This is a genomic window from Angustibacter speluncae, assembly GCF_054777815.1.
Genome location: NZ_BAAHAF010000121.1, coordinates 36,311 through 55,053, shown reverse-complemented (window position 1 = coordinate 55,053; position 18,743 = coordinate 36,311). Strand labels below are relative to the sequence as shown.

Sequence of the window (18,743 nt, the reverse complement as noted above, 5' to 3'; positions counted from 1 at the left end):
TCGGTCGAGCCGGCCGCGGCCCGCGCCGCCTCGGCGGCGTCCGCCGCGGGGTCGAGGGGGCCGAGCCGCACCGGCACGGCGTCGGCGGCGGCGTAGGCCTGCACCGCCAGCTCGGCCGCCGACGGTCGTCGGCGGGCCTCCGGCTCGAGGCAGCGCTCGACCAGCGAGGCCAGACCGGGCGGGGTGCCGGGCGCGACCGGGATCAGCGGCGGGCGGGAGCCCGCGGGCTCGGGAGCCCGGCCGGTCAGCGCGAACCACCCGAGCGCGCCGAGGGCGTGCACGTCGGACGCGGGGCTGACCGACGCCCCCGCCGCGAGCGCGGGGTCGGCGAACCCGGGTGTGCCGTGCGCGACCGCGTCGACCCCCAGCAGCCCGGCCGTCCCGAGGTCGGCCAGCACGGGACGCCCGTCGGCCAGGAACAGCACGTTCGCGGCGGAGACGTCGCCGTGCACCACGCCGCGCTCGTGCAGGTCGGCCAGCGCCCCCGCCAGCGGCGTGAGCACCGTGACGACCTCGCCCGGGTCGAGCGGCCCGCGGGCCGCGACGAGCGCGGCGAGGCTGCCGCCGGCGGCGTGCTCGGTGACCAGCACCGGCCGGTCGTCGGCGGTGGTGGTCGTGCGCAGGACGCGCAGCACGTGCGGGTGGTCGACCCGCCGCTGCACGGTGGCCTCGCGCCGGGGCAGGTCGCCCGTGAGCACCTTGAGCGCGACGGTGCGACCCGTGGCGGTGTCGACGGCCGTCCAGACCTGGCTGGACGCGCCGGTGCCGAGCAGCCGGCCCAGCGTGTACCCCTCGACGCGCGGGGCGGTGGCTCGGTGCTGCACCCCGGCATCCAACCCGATCGGTGCAGGTGTTTGCGTCCGGTTGTCCACAGTCGGCGTCGTCGGGCGTCGGGCGTAGGCTGGTCGCATGCGGATCGAGCACGTCGGCCTCGCCCCCTCCACCGTCGACTACCTCGACGGGTGGCAGCGCCAGCGCGAGGTGCACGCGGCCGTCGTCGCGCGCGAGGTCGACGACACCGTGCTGCTGCTCGAGCACACCGCCGTCTACACCGCCGGCAAGCGCACCGAGCCGCACGAGCGCCCGGTCGACGGCACGCCGGTGGTCGACGTCGACCGCGGCGGCAAGATCACCTGGCACGGCCCCGGCCAGCTGGTCGGCTACCCCGTGCTCCACCTGCCCGACCCCATCGACGTCGTGGCCTACGTGCGCCGGCTCGAGACGATGCTGATGGGGGTGTGCGCCGACCTCGGCCTCGCCACGCAGCAGGTCGAGGGCCGCAGCGGCGTGTGGGTGCCCGCCGACCACCGCGGGCCCGACCGCAAGGTGGCCGCGATCGGCATCCGGGTCGCGCAGGGCGTCACGATGCACGGCTTCGCGCTGAACGCCGACTGCGACCTGTCGTGGGCCGACGCGATCGTCCCCTGCGGCATCCCCGACGCCGGGGTCACGTCCCTGTCCCGCGAGCTCGACCGCCCGGTCACCGTCCAGGACGTGCTGCCCCTCGTCGAGGCCCGTCTGCCCGACCTCGTGGCCACGGCCGCGCAGCCGCACCTGGCGCCCGTGTCCGGCTGACGCCGGAAGTTCACCGTCCGGAACCCCCACCAACCGGACATTCCGTGGTTGGCTCTGCCGCCATGAGACGCACCCCGCTCGCGCTCGGCCCCCTCGCCCTCGGTCTGGCCACCGCCCTGCTCCTCGCCCTCGTCCCCGCGCTCGGGGCGACGGCCGTCGCGGCGGAGCCGCTCACCGTCGCGCAGGCCCTCGCCCGCCAGGACGGCAGCACCGCCACCGTCCGGGGCTACGTCGTCGGCCAGCCGACGGCGACCTCGACCGTGGTGACCAGCGGGTTCCCGAGCGACTACGCGCTGGCGCTGGCCGACTCGCCCTCGACCACGAGCACCGCGGAGATGCTGTACGTGCAGGTGCCCTCGCAGTTCCGGTCCGCCTGGGGGCTGCGCTCGAACCCCGACCTGCTGGGCGACCGCGTCGACGTCACCGGGTCGCTCGGCGCGTACTTCTCCCACCCGGGGCTGCGCGACGCCACCGCGTTCGCCGCCGCGGGGTCGACCCAGCCGCCCACCGACCCGCCGACGGACCCGACCGACCCCGGCGACTACTACGCAGGCACCGAGGGCCTCACCGGAGCGGCGCTCGAGGCGGCGCTGCACGACATCATCAGCGAGCAGCGCCGTATCGGCTACGACCAGGTGTGGGAGGCGCTCGAGGACACCGACGAGGACCCGAGCAACCCCTCGAACGTGATCCTGCTGTACTCCGGTGCGTCGCAGGCGAAGTCGACGAACGGCGGCGGCGTCGACGACTGGAACCGCGAGCACGTCTGGGCCAAGTCGCACGGCGACTTCGGCGAGGCCACCGGCCCCGGCACCGACGTGCACCACCTGCGGCCGACCGACGTGACGGTGAACTCGACCCGCGGCAACAAGGACTTCGACGAGGGCGGCAGCCCGGTCGCGCAGGCACCCGGCTCGCTCACCGACGCCGACTCGTTCGAGCCGCGCGACGCCGACAAGGGCGACGTGGCGCGGATGATCCTCTACATGTCGGTGCGGTACGAGGGTGGCGACGGCTTCCCCGACCTCGAGGCCGACGACGCCGTCGGCGCGAGCAGCGCACCGCGCCACGGGAAGCTGTCGGTGCTGCTGGAGTGGAACGCGCAGGACCCGCCGAGCGAGTTCGAGCGCACCCGCAACGAGAAGATCTACGAGACCTGGCAGGGCAACCGGAACCCCTTCGTCGACCACCCGGAGTGGGCGGACGCGATCTGGGGCTGACGCCGGCGCGTCAGACCTGCGAGGCGACCTCGGACGCGATCAGGTCGAGGTGGTCCAGGTCGTGCAGGTCGAGCACCTGCACGTAGACGCGGGTGGCGCCGGCCTCGGCGAACCGGCCGATCCGGTCGACCACCTGCGCCGGCGTCCCGCCGAGGGCGTCGGCGACCAGCTCGTCGACCTGACGGCCCGCCGCGTCGGCGCGCCGCGCCACCTCGGCGTCGTCGCGGCCGACGCACACCGTCTGCGCGGCCGACAGCACCAGGTCGCCCGCCGGGCGGTCGGTCGCGGCGCAGGCGTCGACGACGCGCCGGAACTGCGCGGCCGTGCCGTCGAGGTCGCCGAAGGGCACGTTGAACTCGGACGCGAACCGCGCCGCGAGCGCCGGCGTGCGCTTCTTCCCGTGCCCGCCGACCAGCACCGGCACCCGCTCCTGCACCGGCTTGGGCAGCGCCGGCGAGTCGACGACCCGGTAGTGCCGGCCGGTGAAGGAGTAGGTCTGCCCCTCGGGCGTCGCGTGCATCCCGGTGACGATCTCGAGCTGCTCCTCGAGCCGGTCGAAGCGCTCCCTCGTGGGCGGGAACGCGAAGCCGTACGCCTCGTGCTCGCGCTCGAACCAGCCGGCGCCCAGGCCGAGCTCGAGCCGTCCGCCCGACATCTGGTCGACCTGGGCGACCTGCACCGCGAGCAGGCCGGGGTCGCGGAAGGTGGCGGAGGTGACCAGCGTCCCGAGCCGGATCGTGTTGGTCTCGCGGGCGATGCCCGCGAGCGTCACGTACGAGTCGGTCGGGCCGGGACGCGGGTCGCGGTCGCCCATGAACAGGAAGTGGTCGGAGCGGAAGAACGCGCCGAAGCCGCACTCCTCGGCGCGGCGGGCCACCGCCAGCTGGTCGTCGTAGGAGGCGCCCTGCTGGGGCTCGATGAACACGCGGAGCTCGACGGTCACGTCCCCGAGCCTAGGTGCGCCCGGGGAATGCCCTCCCGTCCGCCCGACTTAGGATGTGGATGTGACGGTCCAACGCGAGGGACGGCGGCTGCTGCGGCTCGAGGCCCGCAACGCCGAGACGCCGATCGAGCGCAAGCCCGAGTGGATCAAGACGCGGGCGCGGATGGGCCCGGAGTACACCGAGCTGAAGTCGCTGGTGAAGCGCGAGGGCCTGCACACCGTGTGCGAGGAGGCAGGCTGCCCCAACATCTTCGAGTGCTGGGAGGACCGCGAGGCCACCTTCCTCATCGGGGGCGAGCAGTGCACCCGGCGCTGCGACTTCTGCCAGATCGACACCGGCAAGCCCACCCCGCTCGACCGCGACGAGCCGCGGCGGGTCGCCGAGAGCGTCCAGGCGATGGGTCTGCGCTACGCGACGATCACCGGCGTCGCCCGCGACGACCTCGAGGACGGCGGCGCCTGGCTGTACGCCGAGACGATCCGCCAGGTGCACGAGCTCAACCCCGGCACCGGCGTCGAGATCCTCGTCCCCGACTTCAACGCGGTGCCCGAGCTCGTCGGCCAGGTGCTCGACGCCCGGCCCGAGGTGTTCGCGCACAACGTCGAGACGGTGCCGCGCATCTTCAAGCGCATCCGCCCGGCGTTCCGCTACGACCGCTCGCTCGAGGTGATCACGATGGGCCGCGACGCCGGCCTGGTCACCAAGTCGAACCTCATCCTGGGCATGGGCGAGACGATCGACGAGGTCGTCCAGGCGCTGCACGACCTGCACGACGCGGGCACCGACCTGATCACGATCACCCAGTACCTGCGGCCCTCCCCCCGCCACCACCCCGTCGAGCGCTGGGTGCGTCCGGAGGAGTTCGTCGAGCTCAGCGCGGAGGCCGAGCGGATCGGCTTCGCCGGCGTCATGGCCGGGCCCCTCGTGCGCTCGTCGTACCGGGCCGGTCGGCTGTGGGCGCAGGCGATGGCCAAGGCCGGCCGCGAGGTGCCCGAGGCCCTCGCCCACCTGACCGTCGAGGCGCCCGCCCGGCAGGAGGCCAGCGCGCTGCTGCAGCGCTGAGGCTCGACAGCGGGGGCACCGGGGCGGTTGCATGCCCCATGACCGACACGACGGCCTCACCCCCGGAGGAGCAGGCCACCCTGCGCGAGGGGGCCATCGGCTTCGTCGACGCCCTGGTGATCGGGCTCGCCGCCACCTCCCCCGCGTACTCGCTGGCCGCGATCATCGGGCCGATCGTGGTCCTGGTGGGCGTCGCGGCACCGGGCGTGCTGCTGGCGAGCTTCGTGCCGATGCTGCTCATCGCGTCGGCGTTCTACTTCCTCAACCGGGTCGACACCGACTGCGGCACCACGTTCTCGTGGGTCACCCGCGCGATGGGGCCCTGGGCGGGCTGGCTCGGCGGCTGGGCGATCACGATGACCGGCGTGCTCGTCATCGGGTCGCTGGCCGAGGTGGGCGTGCGGTTCTCGCTGCTCGCGGTGGGGCTCGACTCGTGGACCGAGAGCACCTGGACGGTGCGGGGCCTGGCGGTCGCGCTGATCCTGGCGATGACGTGGCTGTGCGTGCTCGGCACCGAGATGTCCGCGAGGCTGCAGAACGTGCTGATCCTCGCCCAGGTCGGCGCGCTGCTGGTGTTCGCGGGGGTGGCGCTGTGGCGGGCGACCGCGGGCGAGAGCTCGCTGGAGTCGATCACCCCGTCGCTGTCCTGGCTGAACCCGTTCGCGGAGGGCGGCGGCGCCCTCACCAGCGGCCTGCTGCTCGGCGTGTTCGCGTACTGGGGCTGGGAGTCGGCGGTGAACCTCAGCGAGGAGACCACCGACCCGGCGTCCGCCCCCGGACGGGCCGGGATCGTCTCGACCGTGGTGCTGCTCGTCACCTACCTGTCCGTGGCGTTCGCGGTGGTCGCCTACGCCGGGCCGACGTTCCTGTCCGACAACAGCGGCGAGGAGGAGTACGTCTTCGCGCTGCTGTCGAGCGAGGTGCTCGGCGGCTGGGACTGGGTGGTGTACGTGGCGGTCGCGACGTCGTCGATCGCCTCGACGCAGACCACGATCATCCCCGCGTCGCGGACGGGGCTGAGCATGGCGCGACGGGCCGCGCTCCCCCGGCGGCTGGCGCACATCCACCCTCGCTTCCGGACGCCCGACGTCTCGACCTGGTGGGTCGCCGGCATCGCGATCGCCTGGTACCTCGTGGTGTCGACGATCAGCGAGAACGCGCTGTTCGACTCGCTCGCGGCGCTGTCGCTGCTGATCGCGTTCTACTACGCGCTGACCGGCGTCGCCTGCGCCGTCTACTACCGGCGCCACCTCACCGAGAGCGTGCGCAACCTGCTGCTCATCGGCGTCGGCCCCGTCGTCGGTGCCGCGCTGCTGGCGTGGCTGCTGGTCCGGTCGGCGATCGACCTGAGCGACCCCGCGGCGTCCTACAGCGGGCAGGCCTGGTTCGGGGTCGCGCCGCCGCTCGTCATCGGCGTCGGCATCTTCGTGGTCGGCGTCGTCGTCATGCTGGTGTGGCGGGCGCAGGACGCGCGGTTCTGGCAGGAGCGGGCGGGTGTGGTCGACCCGGCCCTGCTCGACGGCACGAGCGAGGGAGCGCAGCGGTGAGCATCGTCCTGGGCTACGACGAGTCCCCCGGCGCCCGCGCGGCGCTGACCACCGCGATCGACCTGGCCCAGCGGTTCGGGCAGCAGCTCGTCCTGGTCTACGGCGTGACGCCGCCCGGCGGGCTCGGCGAGGAGTTCCGCAGCCACGCCCGCGCCCTCGAGGAGCTCGGGCAGACCGCCACGGCGCACGCCGTCGAGGCCGCCCAGGAGGCCGGGGTCGAGACGGTGGTCGAGCTGGTGCGGGCGAAGCCGGCGCACGCGCTCGTCGAGGTCGCCGACCGTTACGACGCGTCGGTCATCGTCGTCGGCCTGTGGGGCGAGAGCCCGCTGCGCGGCGCCATCCTCGGGTCCACCCCGCACCGGCTCCTCGGCATCTCCACCCGCCCGGTCCTGTGCGTGCCCGCGCCCGCGACGGACTGAGGCCCGCGAACGCCTATCCTGGACGCCATGTCCACCGACTCCACCGCGACGCCGAAGCGCGGGTTCCTGCGCCGTCGCCGCGACCCGGGCAAGCCGCCGGGACGCGTCAAGCAGATCGTCCAGCTGTTCCACGCCACCCGCCGGGTCGACCCCGCGCTGATCTGGTGGATGCTGCTGGTCGTCGCGGCGGTGCTCGTGGTGGGCCTCGGCATCGGCGTGCTCACCGGGCACCCGATCTACGCGACGGTGCTGGCGCTGCCGTTCGCCGTCCTCGGCGCGATGTTCGTGCTCGCCCGCCGGGCCGAGTCGGCCGCGTTCAAGCAGGCCGAGGGCCAGCCCGGCGCCGCGTCCCTGGCGCTGCGCATCCTGCGCCGCGGCTGGACCGTCGAGGAGGAGCCGGTCGCGATCGACCCGCGCACCCGCGACACCGTCTTCCGCGCGATCGGGCGCCCGGGCGTCGTGCTGGTCGGCGACGGCCCGCCGCACCGGGTGGGCAAGCTGCTCGCCGCCGAGGAGAAGAAGCACAAGCGGGTGCTGTCGAGCGTGCCGATCCACCTCGTCCAGGCCGGTGACGGCGAGGGCCAGGTGCCGCTGTCGAAGGTCGGCCGGCACGTGATGAAGCTCAAGCCCGTCCTGACCAAGGACGAGGTGTCGGTCGTGCTGAAGCGGGTGCGCTCCATCGGCGGCGTCCGCGCGCCGATCCCCAAGGGCGTCGACCCGCTGCGGGTGCGCCCCGACCGGAAGATGATGCGTGGCCGCTGATCGTGAGGTCCCGCTCGTCCCGCTCGACCGCGACGACGAGGCGCTCGTCCGCTCCTGGGCCGTCACCACCGCCCTGACCTATCTAGGCCCGGTGCCCAGCGACACCGACATCGCCTGGCGCCGCGAGCGCACGCTCGACCACCGCCTCACCGTGGGCGTCGACGACGGCCAGGTCGTCGCGACGTTCCGCTCGTTCGACACCACCCTCGTCGTGCCGGGCGCGCGCGTCGACGCGAACGCGGTCAGCGGCGTGACGGTGCTCGCCACGCACCGGCGCCGCGGTCTGCTGTCGCGGTGGATGGACGCCGAGCTGGTCCGTGCCCGCGAGGCCGGGCAGGTGGCCAGCGTGCTGGTGGCCTCGGAGGCGCCGATCTACGGCCGCTACGGCTACGGCCCCGCCGCCGCGTGGTGTCCGTGGACGGTGGACGCGCGCCGCGCCCGGTTCCGCCCCGACGCGCCGGTGGCCGACGGGTCGTTCCGTGCCGTCGAGGGCGCCGCCTGGGCCGAGGTCGTGGGCGACCTGTACGACCGGGTGTCGCTGCGCAGCCCCGGGTCGATCGGCCGTGCCGAGTCGTACCACCGCTGGCTGGGCGGCCTGGTGCCCGACCTCACCGACCACGACGCCGGGCGCCGGTTCCTGCTGCACCGCTCCCCCGACGGCGACGTCGACGGTGCGGTGGTGTTCAAGGTCGCCGACGGCGCCAGCTGGGACGACGGCGCGACCCTGCGGGTGCACGACCTGCTGGCGGTCGACGACGCCGTCGAGGCGGCGCTGGTGCGCTTCCTGTGCGAGGTCGACTTCATCACCTCGGTCGAGCTGTTCGACCTGCCGCCGGACTGGTCGCTGCCATGGTTCCTCACCGACGCCCGCGCCGCGACGTCCGGGCCGGTGCGCGACGGCTTCTACGTCCGACTGCACGACGTCCCCGCCGCGCTGTCGGCCCGCCGCTACCCCGTCCCGGGTGCGCTCGTGCTCGACGTCGCGGACGCGCAGGGCCAGGTGGCCGGCAGGTACCGCCTCGTGGTCGCCGACGACGGCACGGCGACCTGCGAGCGCACCGACGGCGAGGAGCCCGACCTCGCGCTCGACGCCGCCGGCCTGGCCTCGCTCTGGCTCGGCGGCGGCTCGCCGTCGGTCGCGTCGCTCGTCGCCGCCGGGCGGGCCCGTCCCCGCCACGAGTCGGCCGTCGGCCGGGCGCACGCGCTGTTCTCCTGGCCGGAGCCGGCCCGGGTGCTGACGCACTTCTGATGGCGGCCGCCCCGGGGTTCGACCTCGACCTGCTGCGCCGTGCGCCCGACGTCGAGGCGCCGAACCTGTTCGCGGTCGACGCGACCGACCGGCTGCTGCTCGACGAGGCCGCCGAGGCGCTCGTCGCGGCACCGCCCGGCACGGTCGTCGTGGTCGGTGACCACTACGGCGCGCTCACGCTGGGCGCGGTCGCGCTGCACGGGGCGCGCGACGTGCGCGTGCACCAGGACCTGCTGACCGGCGAGCGCGCGCTGGACCGCAACGCCGAGGAGACCGGTCTCGAGGGCACCTACCGCCACCACGACCTCGACACCTCGCTCGTGGAGGGCGCGCGCGTCGTGCTCGTGCAGCTGCCCCGAGGACTCGACGCGCTGGAGGAGATCGCGCAGCTGGCCGCCGCGCACGCGCACGACGACGTCGTCGTGCTCGCCGGGGGTCGGGTCAAGCACATGGCGCGCAGCATGAACGACGTGCTCGGCCGCTCCTTCGGCTCGGTGACGGCCACGCTGGCGCGGCAGAAGTCGCGCGTCCTGGTCGCGACCGCGCCGGTCCGGGACGCGGCCGGCACCCGCTACCCCCGACGCGTCGTCGACGACGCCCTCGGGCTCGAGGTCGTGGCGCACGGGGCGGCGTTCGCGGGGGCGCACGTCGACATCGGGACGCGCGCGCTGCTGCGGCACCTCGACCGGATGCAGCCGACCGCCCGCGAGGCGATCGACCTCGGCTGCGGCACAGGCGTCCTGGCGACCGCGCTGGCCACCGCGCGTCCCGGGCTGGTCGTCACGGCCGTCGACGCCTCGTCCGCCGCGGTGCGCTCGGCCATCGCGACCGTCGGGGCCAACGGCGTGGCCGAGCGCGTCACCGTCGTGCGCGAGGACGGGCTCGACGAGCGTCCGGACGCGAGCGCCGACCTGGTGGTGTGCAACCCGCCGTTCCACGTCGGCGCCACGCTCGCCCCGGACGCGGGACTCCGGCTGCTGCGCGGCGCCGCGCGGGTGCTGCGCGACGGGGGCGAGCTGTGGACGGTCTTCAACTCCCGGCTCGCCCACACCGGCGCCCTGCGGCGCATGGTCGGCCCCACCGACGTGGTCGCGGACGACGGCACGTTCACCGTCACGCGCACCGTCCGCCCGGCCCGCCGGGCGCCGAGAGTTCACGCCGATGTCACACCGGGGCACGCGGACGTCACCTCGGCGGTGTGGACTGAGCGGGTTCCCTCGCAGGGACCCGAGGAGGCACCGTGACCGTCCCCGCCCAGCGCACCCGGCCCACCGCCGTCGCGGTGCTCGACGCCCTGCTCGCCCGCTCGGCCGCCGTGAACGCCGCGTCCGCCCTCCGCTCGGAGGCCGAGCGCCGCCTCGCGTGGCGCTACGAGGAGTCCGAGTACCTGCTGCTCAGCGAGATGGAGCGCGACGCCGTCAGGGGCGCGTGACCATCACGATGCCGAGGCACATCTCGTCGGTGGTGCCCTCGCCCCAGAGCACGTAGCGCTCGGGGACGCCCTCGAAGGCCGGCAGCAGGTCGCGGTTGGCCTGGTCGTGGCGGCACGTGACGCGCAGGGTGTCGCCCGCGGCCAGGGCGACCGGCTCGGGAAGCGGTGTGGCGCCCTGGTTGTCGAAGTCCCAGTCCTGCACGTCGAGCACCGTGCGGGCACCCGGCCGGCCCGGGTTGACCTCGATCCGCATGGTCTCGCCGAGCAGGTGCATGTGGGCGGCCGCGGCGTGCAGCGTGGTGGGCTCGGTGATCTCGCGGTCGCACGACTGCACCGGTGACCCGCGGTTGGCCGACGCGCCGCAGATCAGCTGCAGACCGTTGGCGACGACGTGCGACTCCTCGCCGAACCGGTCGGCGACGTCGTCGAGCGCGGTCTCGCGGTCGCACAGCTCGCCGCCGGCGTGCTCGGGCCGGCAGGCCAGCTCGACGGGGGCGACGAGCAGCACCGTCTCGAGCGGCGTCAGGTCCGCGGTCGCGTCGGTGACGCGGAGCCGGGCCGCGCTGCGGTCGGTCGGAGCCTGCTCGCCGCGAGGCACCTGGAGCAGGCTGTAGTGCATCTGGACGACGACCCGGCTGCCGGCGGCGACGGGGATGCCCAGTCCTTCCGCGGTGACCTTCTCGCCGCCACCCGGCGCCCAGGCACCGAGCCAGGCGGCGTCGTCGAGGCCGTTGAGCGGCAGGCCCGGCCCGCCGAAGCAGGTCCAGCCCTGGCCGTCCTCAGCGGCGTCGAGCCGCTCGGCCGCGGCCACCTGCTCGGGCGGGAGCCGGAACAGGATGACGTGGTGGACGAGCTCGGCCCGCTCGGGCAGCACGTCGACGCCGGTGACGAACGCGTCGGCGGACAGGCCGGGGTCGAGGACGAAGCAGCGGTAGTCGTCGGTGCCGGGCGCCTGCGCCGACGGCGCGTACGGCTCGGGCAGCGCGAGGTCGAGGTAGCGCTCGCCGGACCGCAGCGGCGCAGACGCGGGGACCACGTCGGCCTCCGCCTGGTGGCCGTGGGCCGAGGCGCTCGGCGTGCTCTCGTGGACTGCGGCGTCGCCGTGGGCGCCCTCGGGCGAGGCGCCGGCGGGCGCGCAGGCGGTGAGCACCGCCAGCAGCCCGGCTGCCAGGAGCGCCCCCCTTCCGTGTCGTCGTCGCACCTGACGAGCGTAGGGCCGCACGACCGCTCGCGGAGGCCCTTCGGACGCGACGCGCACCACTGACCACAACGCACGAAACGGTCGAACCGGACGTCGTCGGGTCCAGGCTGGCGCCGACGCACCCGACCGACGAAGGAGACGGTCATGAGGACCTCCACCCGCGCAGCCCTTGCCGCAGCGCTCGCCCTGCCGCTGCTGGCGGCTCCCGTCTACGCCGCGAGCCCGCCCGCCGCGGCAGCGCCGTGCCCGCCGAGCGTCCCGGCCGACGCCTCGTGCTTCACCGGCACGGACGTCGCGGGCGCGCCGTACTGGGCGGCCGTCCCGGCGGGCTGGGAGGGCGACCTGGTCGTCCACGCCCACGGCGGCCCGTCGCTCGGCGCGTCGACGGCCGAGCGGTCCGAGGAGGACCTCGACCGCTGGTCGGTGATGGTCCGCGAGGGCTACGCCTGGGTGGGGTCGTCGTACCGGCGCGGCGGGTACGGCGTGCGGATGGCGGCCGAGGACACCGAGCACGCGCGCGAGGCGTTCGTCGCGCAGTTCGGCGAGCCGCGCACCACGTTCCTGCACGGGCAGTCGTGGGGCGGCAACGTCGCGGCGAAGCTGCTCGAGACCGACGGCGACGCCTACGACGCCGCGCTGCTCACGGCCGGGCTCGTGGCCGGCGGCACGCGCGGATACGACTACCGCCTCGACCTGCGGGTGGTCTACCAGTACTACTGCGGCAACCACCCGCGTCCGGACGAGACGCAGTACCCGCTCTGGATGGGACTCGCCCCCGGGCAGGAGATGTCGAGCGCCGACCTGCGCTCCCGCCTGCAGGAGTGCACCGGGTACCAGTCGGACCCGTCGGCCAGGACGTCGGAGCAGCAGCAGCGCCTCGACGACGTGCTCGCCGCCGCGCGCCTCCCGGAGGAGTCGTTCGAGTCGCACATGAGCTGGGCGACGCGGACCTTCGCCGACCTCGTGCACGAGCGGCTGGACGGGCGGAACCCGTTCACCGACAGGGGCGTCCGCTACACGGGGACGTCCGACGACCGCGCGCTGAACGCCGGCGTGCAGCGGTACGCCCGCGACCCGCTCGCCCGCCGCGACCTGGCGTACGACAGCGACCTCACCGGCGTCGTCGACGTGCCGACGCTGTCGCTGCACGCGATCGGCGACCCGACGGTGTTCGTCGAGCAGGAGGACGCGTACCGCCTCACCCGCGAGGCGGCCGGGACGGCGGACCTGCACGCCGCCGTGTTCACCACCGAGTCCGAGCACAGCTACCTGCAGGACCCCGAGTACGTCGCCGTGATGCGGGCGCTGTCGTCGTGGACCGCCGGCGGCGAGCGTCCGACGCCCGACGCCGTGGCGGCGGGGTGCGTGGCGGCGCAGGCGGAGTTCGCCGGTGACTGCCTGGTCGACCCCGCCTTCGTCCCCGGTTCGTACGACGAGCGGGTCGCGCCGCGCGGCGGCACGCACTGGCCGCGCGTCGGCGCCGCTCAGATGGACGCCTGGGAGCGCCGCGGCGGCATCGGCATCGAGCCGTAGGCCTCCCCCGGTCCGTACCCGGGCAGCGCGGGCACCTCGACGACCTGGCGGGTGCCGAGTGGGCTGGTCCACTCGTGGGCGACGACGTGCCCGCAGGCGTCCAGACGCGTGCGGGAGCGCCACAGGGCGGCCGTCTTGTACCGGTGGCACCTGCGGGAGCGCGGTGTGAGGTTCTCGGGCGTGGTCGGGCCGCGCGGCCACGGTTCGTCGTGGTCGAGGTCGCAGCGTGACGCCGGTACGCCGCACCCGGGGAACGTGCAGACCGGGTCGCGGGCCCGGACCGACGCCACCACCTCGTCACAGGCGTCGTGGCGCCCGGCCGCGACCCGTCGACCCGGTCTGCGCAGCGCCGTCCGCGCGGCTGTGACCAGGGTCTCGCGCGTCCATCCGCCCGAGGGCGCAGGACCGACGCGCAGCACCCGGTCGAGGTGGCCGTCGTCGTCGGCGACGAGCACGCACGTCGTCGCGCTGCCGGCCTGCAGCCCGTCGGCGGCGAGCCGGGTGGCGGCCGCGGACGCGTGCAGCACGCCGCCCGTGCCGGTACCGCGGACCTGGCCGGCCGCGTGCGCGGCCGGCCCGTCCTCGACGAGCGTGTCGACGTGCAGCACGACGCCGAGCTCGCGCCGCGCACCGCCCGGGCCGGGTGGCACGTCGTGCACCACCGCAGCCACCAGGACGTCGACCTCGACCTGGCCCACCGTGCGGCCGTCGCGCTCGCCGGTCGCGACGCGACGCGCGCCTGCGGCCACCGCCTCGGCCAGCGGCGCGAGCTGTGCAGTGGGACCGGTCACGGTGAAGGTCGCCAGCGCCGGGTTGCCGACGTCGACCTGCAGCCAGGTGCCGGTGCGCTCGCGCAGGTCGCGCTCGAGCTCGACCAGGTCCTGCTGGACGACATCGGCCACGGCGCGCCTGACCCGGTCGGCGAAGCCGCGCGCGGTGACGTCGTCCCACGGGGACTCGGCGTCGTCGGCGAGGTCGAGCACCCGCTTCTCGACCTTCAGCACCGCCGCCTCGGGCAACCCGTCGACGCCCCGCACCAGCGCCTGCACGCGACGCAGGTCGACCCGGCCGGCCGCCAGCGCCGCGGCGGTGCGGGTGAGCGTGGTGGTCAGCACGTCGGCGACGCGGAGCAGCTGGTGCGCCTCGTGCAGCGTGATGGCCAGCGCGGCCGCGACCTCGCGCGCCCCGAGGTCGTCGAGGTCGGGCTCGGTGAGCTGGAGGTTGCCGGTGACCGTGCGCCGCGACACCAGCACCTCGCCCAGGCGGTGCCGGTTGCGGTAGCGGCTCGTCTGCGCGAGCAGGCGCACCTGCACCAGCATCTGCGCGTCGTCGGCCGCCCGTGCCCGGGCTCGGTTGCGCAGCCCCCGGACGAGGCGGCGCCCCGCCTCGAGCATCACCTCCGGATCGGGTGCGTCCACGTACCCACTCTAGAACACCTGTACGACGGCCGGTCAGATCATCCACAGCCACAACGGTTCTGAGGCCGATCAGAACAGGCTGAGCTGCTCCTCCGGGTCGTCCTGCTCGACCACCGCGGGAGCACCCGCGGGCACGAGCGCGCGCAGCGCGGCGGGCACCTCGACGACGTCCTCCTGCTCGGCCATCGCGGCCCACGGGTCGCTGCCGGGCGCCGCTCCCCCGACCAGCGCCCACAGCGACGGGCCGAGGTGGATGTCGCGCTCGCGCAGCGTCCGCTGGATCTGCAGCAGGTCCATCGGCACCCGCATGCGCTCGTGCGGAGGCAGGGTCAGGTCGTCGCGCATCGCCATGACCACCAGGTTGCGCTCGACGTTCGCCCGCGAGACGGGGTCGGCCAGCCGCCGGGTCGCCGCGGGCCCGACCGCGGCAACGACGTCGTCGGAGCGGCCGGCGTCGAGCGCCGCGTACACGTCGGTCACCGACTCGAACGCCGCGAGCAGCTTGGCGGCGGTCTTGGCGCCGATGCCGACGGCACCGGGCAGGTTGTCGGACGAGTCGCCGCGCAGGGCCGCGAAGCACCGGTACTGCGAGGCCCGGATGCCGTACAGCTGCGGCATCCGCGCCGGCGTGAGCACGGGCGAGGCCTCGATGCCGCCGGTGATGACGCGGAGCACCGACGTGGTCTCGTCGATGAGCGCGAAGGCGTCGCGGTCGCTGGTGACCACGGTGCAGCGCCAGCCCTGCTCGCGCGCCCCGCGGACGGCGGAGGCCAGGCAGTCGTCGGCCTCCCACCCCTCGTGCCGGACGACCGCGAACCCGGCCGCGTCGAGCAGGTCGGGGGCGGCGGCGATCTGCTCGGCGAGCTCGGGGGTCTTCTCGGCGCGGCCGGCCTTGTAGCCGGGGTAGTCGTCGCGCCGCAGTGGGTCGCCGGCGTCGAAGGCGACCACGACGGCGTCGGGCGTCAGCCGCGCCGCGGCCGACCCGATCTGCGCGACCATGCCGCGCAGCCCCCAGGTCGGACGACCGGCGAGGTCGCGCTGCCCGCTGTGCGCGTGGGCGTGGTGCGCGCGGTGCAGCAGGCTGTTGCCGTCGACGGCCATCAGCAACGGGGTCACGCCAGCACCGTAACCCGCCCCGCCGACGTACCGTGGACGCCGTGCCCGCGACCTGGCCGACCCCGCTGCCCGAGGGCAGCTACCTGCTGCTGACCACGTTCCGCAAGGACGGCCGCGCCGTCCCGACGCCGGTCTGGTTCCGCCCCGAGCCGGTGCCCGGCCACCCGCCCGCGCTGCTCGCCTTCACGGGCCGCGGCGCCGGCAAGACCAAGCGCCTGCGCCACACCTCGCGCGTGCTCGCGCAGGCCTGCACCGTGCGCGGCACGCCCCTCGGCGAGGCCGTGGAGGCGCACGCGCGGCTGATCGAGGACGAGGCCGAGGCGCGCGCCGTCCGCACCCAGGTCGGCCGCCGCTTCCGCCTCGTCTACCCGCTCTGGACGGTGGTGGTCCGGCTGACGAACCGCGACGAGTGGGACCACCCCGTCGCGATGCGGATCAGCCTGCCCGCGGAGGCCTGAACCCGGTCGGCTCCCCCTCGCCCAGGTCGACGATCGCGGCCACCGGGCCGCCGCCGTCCGGGCCCTGGTGGGCGGCCGACACCGACACGAACACCGCCGGGTCGCCCGTCACCGACGCCGTGACGCCGCCCACGGCCGACTTGATCTGCCGGTGCCAGTGCACGTCGGAGTCGTCGAGCATCGCGTTGCGTCGCCCGCGCACCTGGCCGTCCTGGCTCACCTCGCACTTGAGGAACAGGTTGACCAGCCGGCCCTGCAGGTCGTCGCGGTGCGGACGGTCGGGCAGCTCGAGACCGGCGTCGCGGATCGCCTCCCAGAGCCCGTCGGTGTCGAGCGCGTCGCGCATCACCGAGTGCCCGATGCGGTACCGGCCGCCGACCCCGCGCGCGTTGCCGACGACGACCACCTGCGCCTGGTCGAGCTCGACGCCGGACGAGCACGAGGCCACCGACGAGAACAGCGACCGGTCGTGCATGACGTCGGCGTCGGTGGGCATCTCGATCTCGCCGAGCGCGACGGCGATCCCGAGCGCGGTGCACCCGTTCGACAGGTCCATCGACTCGTGCGTGTGCTCGGTCCAGACCGTCTTGCCGCGCGACTTGGCGTCGCGGATGGTGTGGATCGTCAGCAGCGGCGTCTTGGTCTGCACGTAGTGCACGTCGGACGGGTCGGTGATGCCGGCGCGTTCCATCGCGACCTCCACCGCGGCGGCGACCTTCGAGACCATCGACACGCGACCGATCTCCTCGGGCAGGAGCTGCTCGCTCATCGCGAAACCGACGGTGAGCCGGGGCTCGTCGGTCTGCTCGACCTTCTCGGGGGCGACGGTCGCGAAGACGGTGGCGTGCGGGCTGATGATGCCGTCGGTGCCGCCGGACCACACGATCGGGATCTGCCGCACCTCCTCGACCGGACGAGACCCTTTCTCCACCAGCACCTCCCGGAACGCCCGATCGGCGATGATGCGGGTGTAGTCGTTGACGCCGCCGTTGCCCTCGGTCTTGCCGATGACCGCGACGACGCGATCGGCCTCGATGACGCCCTGGTCGATCAGGTCGGCGAGCCCGGAGGCGTCGGACACGCTGAGGATGGGCACCTTGCGGACCTCGATGGCGTCGGGCACGGCGGATCTCCTTGTGGTGGTGGGGAACTCAGTCGGGTCGGACGACGGTGCCCGCGTCGGGCGCGTCGTCGTCGAGGGCGTCGGACGTGCGGGGCAGTGACGTGATGACGGCGAGGGCTCCCCCGCCCTCGACGAAGCGGCAGACTGCCTCGACCTTCGGGCCCATCGAGCCGGCGGCGAAGTGCCCTTCGGCGGCCAGCGCACGCAGCTCGCGCGGCGTGGTCGTCGTCAGCGGGCGCTCGTCCGGCGTCCCGTACCCGACCATCACGTGCTCGACGTCGGTGGCCACGACGAGCGCGTCGGCCCGCACCTCGCGGGCGAGCAGCACCGCCGACAGGTCCTTGTCGACCACCGCCTCGACGCCGCGCAGCGAGCCGTCGGCCTCGCGCACGACGGGGATGCCACCACCGCCCCCGGCCACGACGAGCATCCCGGCGTCGAGCAGGGCGCGGATCGCCGTCCCCTCGAGCACCTCGAGCGGCTCGGGGCTCGCGACGACGCGCCGCCAGCCCTTCTCGCCGCGGTCCTGCCAGGTCTCGCCGTGGTCGACCAGCACCTTCGCCTCGTCGGCCGGCAGGTGCCGCCCGATCGGCTTGGTGGGGTCCGCGAAGCCCGGGTCGTCGGCCGCGACCAGCGTCCGGCTCACCAGCGCGGCGGGCCGCACGTCCGACCCGGCGGACGCGAGCGCGTGCTCCAGCGTGTCGAGCAGGACGAAGCCGAGCGTCCCCTGCGTCTGCGCGCCGCACCAGTCGAGCGGGACGGGCGGCACGACCGACGCGGCGAGCTCGTTCTTCACCAGCAGGTTGCCGACCTGCGGCCCGTTCCCGTGGGTCACGACGACCTCGTGCCCAGCGGTCACCAGCTCGGCGATCTCGCCGGCGGCGCGGGTGACGGCCTCGATCTGGGCGCCCGGCGCCGCGGAGCCGTCGGGCCCCGTCATCGCGTTGCCACCGAGGGCCACCAGGACGCGCACGCGCCGAACCTATCCGCCGCCGCGACGGCGCGGGGCTGTCGAGTTCTGCCCGCACGGACTCCCCCGCTTCGGCACCACTCGTGCCCTCCCTAGGCTGTGGCCGTGCCGCTGACCGCCCGCTACGCCACCACCTGCGCCCGCTGCTCCTCCGCGATCAGCCCCGGCGAGGAGATCACCGACGCCGGCGGCCAGGGGAAGAAGCGCTGGCAGCACGTCGCCTGCCCGCAGGGGTCGCTCGACCTGGGCGCGTCCGGCCAGGCGGCCCTGCCCGCCCCCGACGACGAGACCGCCACCCGGGTCTGGACCGACGGCGCGTGCTCGGGCAACCCCGGCCCCGGCGGCTGGGCCTGGGCGACGAGGGACGGTCGGCAGGGCAGCGGCGGCGCCGCCCTGACGACGAACCAGCGGATGGAGATCCAGGCCGCCTACGAGGCGGTCAAGGAGCTCTCGGACAGCCCCCTGGTGGTGGTCAGCGACTCCACCTACGTCGTGAACTGCTTCCGCGACGGCTGGTGGAAGGGCTGGCTCGCCCGCGGCTGGGTCAACAGCGCGAAGAAGCCGGTGGCGAACCGCGACCTGTGGGAGCCGTTCGTCGAGCTGGTGCGCGACCGGGGCGACGTCACCTTCCGCTGGGTGAAGGGCCACTCCGGCGACGAGATGAACGACAAGGTCGACGCTCTCGCCGTCGCCGCCGGCAAGGCGGTCGGCTGA

19 protein-coding genes are annotated in these 18,743 nt (G+C 74.8%); 12 read left to right on the top strand and 7 right to left on the bottom strand.

What is annotated here, in order from left to right; genetic code table 11:
* A partial coding sequence (locus tag ACYVKY_RS14890) for a serine/threonine-protein kinase (protein WP_460435773.1) occupies positions 1-824 on the bottom strand: 824 nt, incomplete at its 3' end.
* A gap of 85 nt (positions 825-909) precedes the next feature.
* Between ACYVKY_RS14890 and lipB the strand changes: the two genes are divergently transcribed.
* Together lipB and ACYVKY_RS14880 are read left to right on the top strand one after the other, a co-directional pair.
* Positions 910-1,575: a lipoate-protein ligase B gene (gene lipB / locus ACYVKY_RS14885; protein WP_460435772.1), complete on the top strand. Its 666-nt coding sequence runs from the start codon at positions 910-912 to the stop codon at positions 1,573-1,575.
* A gap of 62 nt (positions 1,576-1,637) precedes the next feature.
* Positions 1,638-2,795: an endonuclease gene (locus tag ACYVKY_RS14880; RefSeq protein ID WP_460435771.1), complete on the top strand. Its 1,158-nt coding sequence runs from the start codon at positions 1,638-1,640 to the stop codon at positions 2,793-2,795.
* A 10-nt stretch (positions 2,796-2,805) separates the two neighbouring features.
* Here the strand turns inward: ACYVKY_RS14880 and ACYVKY_RS14875 are convergent, their stop codons facing one another.
* Positions 2,806-3,738, bottom strand: a complete 933-nt coding sequence (locus ACYVKY_RS14875) for an LLM class F420-dependent oxidoreductase (protein ID WP_460435770.1) — start codon at positions 3,736-3,738, stop codon at positions 2,806-2,808.
* A gap of 61 nt (positions 3,739-3,799) precedes the next feature.
* On the opposite strand from ACYVKY_RS14875, the gene lipA reads away from it, so the two are divergent.
* The 7 genes from lipA to ACYVKY_RS14840 are packed head-to-tail and all read left to right on the top strand — an operon-like array spanning position 3,800 to position 10,210.
* Positions 3,800-4,801 (top strand): lipoyl synthase, encoded by a 1,002-nt coding sequence (gene lipA, locus ACYVKY_RS14870; protein ID WP_460435769.1) that lies wholly within the window; start codon positions 3,800-3,802, stop codon positions 4,799-4,801.
* 38 nt (positions 4,802-4,839) lie between these two features.
* Complete coding sequence (locus tag ACYVKY_RS14865) at positions 4,840-6,348, top strand: APC family permease (protein ID WP_460435768.1); 1,509 nt, start codon at positions 4,840-4,842, stop codon at positions 6,346-6,348.
* Positions 6,345-6,767: a universal stress protein gene (locus ACYVKY_RS14860; protein WP_460435767.1), complete on the top strand. Its 423-nt coding sequence runs from the start codon at positions 6,345-6,347 to the stop codon at positions 6,765-6,767. Before ACYVKY_RS14865 ends, ACYVKY_RS14860 begins: the two co-directional genes overlap by 4 nt.
* Before the next feature lie 27 nt (positions 6,768-6,794).
* Complete coding sequence (locus ACYVKY_RS14855) at positions 6,795-7,529, top strand: DUF4191 domain-containing protein (RefSeq protein ID WP_460435766.1); 735 nt, start codon at positions 6,795-6,797, stop codon at positions 7,527-7,529.
* Positions 7,519-8,778 (top strand): putative GNAT family N-acetyltransferase, encoded by a 1,260-nt coding sequence (locus ACYVKY_RS14850; RefSeq protein ID WP_460435765.1) that lies wholly within the window; start codon positions 7,519-7,521, stop codon positions 8,776-8,778. The genes ACYVKY_RS14855 and ACYVKY_RS14850 overlap by 11 nt, the downstream gene beginning before the upstream one ends.
* Positions 8,778-10,022: a class I SAM-dependent methyltransferase gene (locus tag ACYVKY_RS14845; protein WP_460435764.1), complete on the top strand. Its 1,245-nt coding sequence runs from the start codon at positions 8,778-8,780 to the stop codon at positions 10,020-10,022. Before ACYVKY_RS14850 ends, ACYVKY_RS14845 begins: the two co-directional genes overlap by 1 nt.
* Positions 10,019-10,210 (top strand): hypothetical protein, encoded by a 192-nt coding sequence (locus tag ACYVKY_RS14840; RefSeq protein ID WP_460435763.1) that lies wholly within the window; start codon positions 10,019-10,021, stop codon positions 10,208-10,210. Before ACYVKY_RS14845 ends, ACYVKY_RS14840 begins: the two co-directional genes overlap by 4 nt.
* Here the strand turns inward: ACYVKY_RS14840 and ACYVKY_RS14835 are convergent.
* Positions 10,197-11,411: a monooxygenase gene (locus tag ACYVKY_RS14835; RefSeq protein WP_460435762.1), complete on the bottom strand. Its 1,215-nt coding sequence runs from the start codon at positions 11,409-11,411 to the stop codon at positions 10,197-10,199. The two genes, ACYVKY_RS14840 and ACYVKY_RS14835, sit on opposite strands and share 14 nt — an antisense overlap.
* Before the next feature lie 144 nt (positions 11,412-11,555).
* Between ACYVKY_RS14835 and ACYVKY_RS14830 the strand changes: the two genes are divergently transcribed.
* Positions 11,556-12,944: an alpha/beta hydrolase family protein gene (locus ACYVKY_RS14830; RefSeq protein WP_460435761.1), complete on the top strand. Its 1,389-nt coding sequence runs from the start codon at positions 11,556-11,558 to the stop codon at positions 12,942-12,944.
* Here the strand turns inward: ACYVKY_RS14830 and ACYVKY_RS14825 are convergent.
* Together ACYVKY_RS14825 and ACYVKY_RS14820 are read right to left on the bottom strand one after the other, a co-directional pair.
* Entirely contained in the window at positions 12,896-14,362 is a 1,467-nt protein-coding gene (locus ACYVKY_RS14825; protein WP_460435760.1) for an HNH endonuclease signature motif containing protein, read from the bottom strand. The genes ACYVKY_RS14830 and ACYVKY_RS14825 overlap by 49 nt on opposite strands.
* A 69-nt stretch (positions 14,363-14,431) precedes the next feature.
* Positions 14,432-15,478, bottom strand: coding sequence for a 5'-3' exonuclease (locus tag ACYVKY_RS14820; protein WP_460435759.1), 1,047 nt, complete (start codon positions 15,476-15,478; stop codon positions 14,432-14,434).
* 41 nt (positions 15,479-15,519) lie between these two features.
* On the opposite strand from ACYVKY_RS14820, the gene ACYVKY_RS14815 reads away from it, so the two are divergent.
* Complete coding sequence (locus tag ACYVKY_RS14815) at positions 15,520-15,936, top strand: PPOX class F420-dependent oxidoreductase (RefSeq protein ID WP_460435758.1); 417 nt, start codon at positions 15,520-15,522, stop codon at positions 15,934-15,936.
* On the opposite strand, the gene bar is transcribed toward ACYVKY_RS14815, so the two are convergent.
* Together bar and ACYVKY_RS14805 are read right to left on the bottom strand one after the other, a co-directional pair.
* Positions 15,914-17,059 carry a barbiturase gene (bar, locus tag ACYVKY_RS14810; RefSeq protein WP_460435757.1) on the bottom strand — a complete coding sequence of 382 codons (1,146 nt, stop codon included), beginning with the start codon at positions 17,057-17,059 and terminating at the stop codon, positions 15,914-15,916. The genes ACYVKY_RS14815 and bar overlap by 23 nt on opposite strands.
* Before the next feature lie 28 nt (positions 17,060-17,087).
* Complete coding sequence (locus ACYVKY_RS14805) at positions 17,088-18,032, bottom strand: carbamate kinase (protein WP_460435756.1); 945 nt, start codon at positions 18,030-18,032, stop codon at positions 17,088-17,090.
* A gap of 102 nt (positions 18,033-18,134) precedes the next feature.
* Here ACYVKY_RS14805 and ACYVKY_RS14800 point away from each other — a divergent pair, with 102 nt between their 5' ends.
* Positions 18,135-18,743: a ribonuclease H family protein gene (locus ACYVKY_RS14800; RefSeq protein ID WP_460435755.1), complete on the top strand. Its 609-nt coding sequence runs from the start codon at positions 18,135-18,137 to the stop codon at positions 18,741-18,743.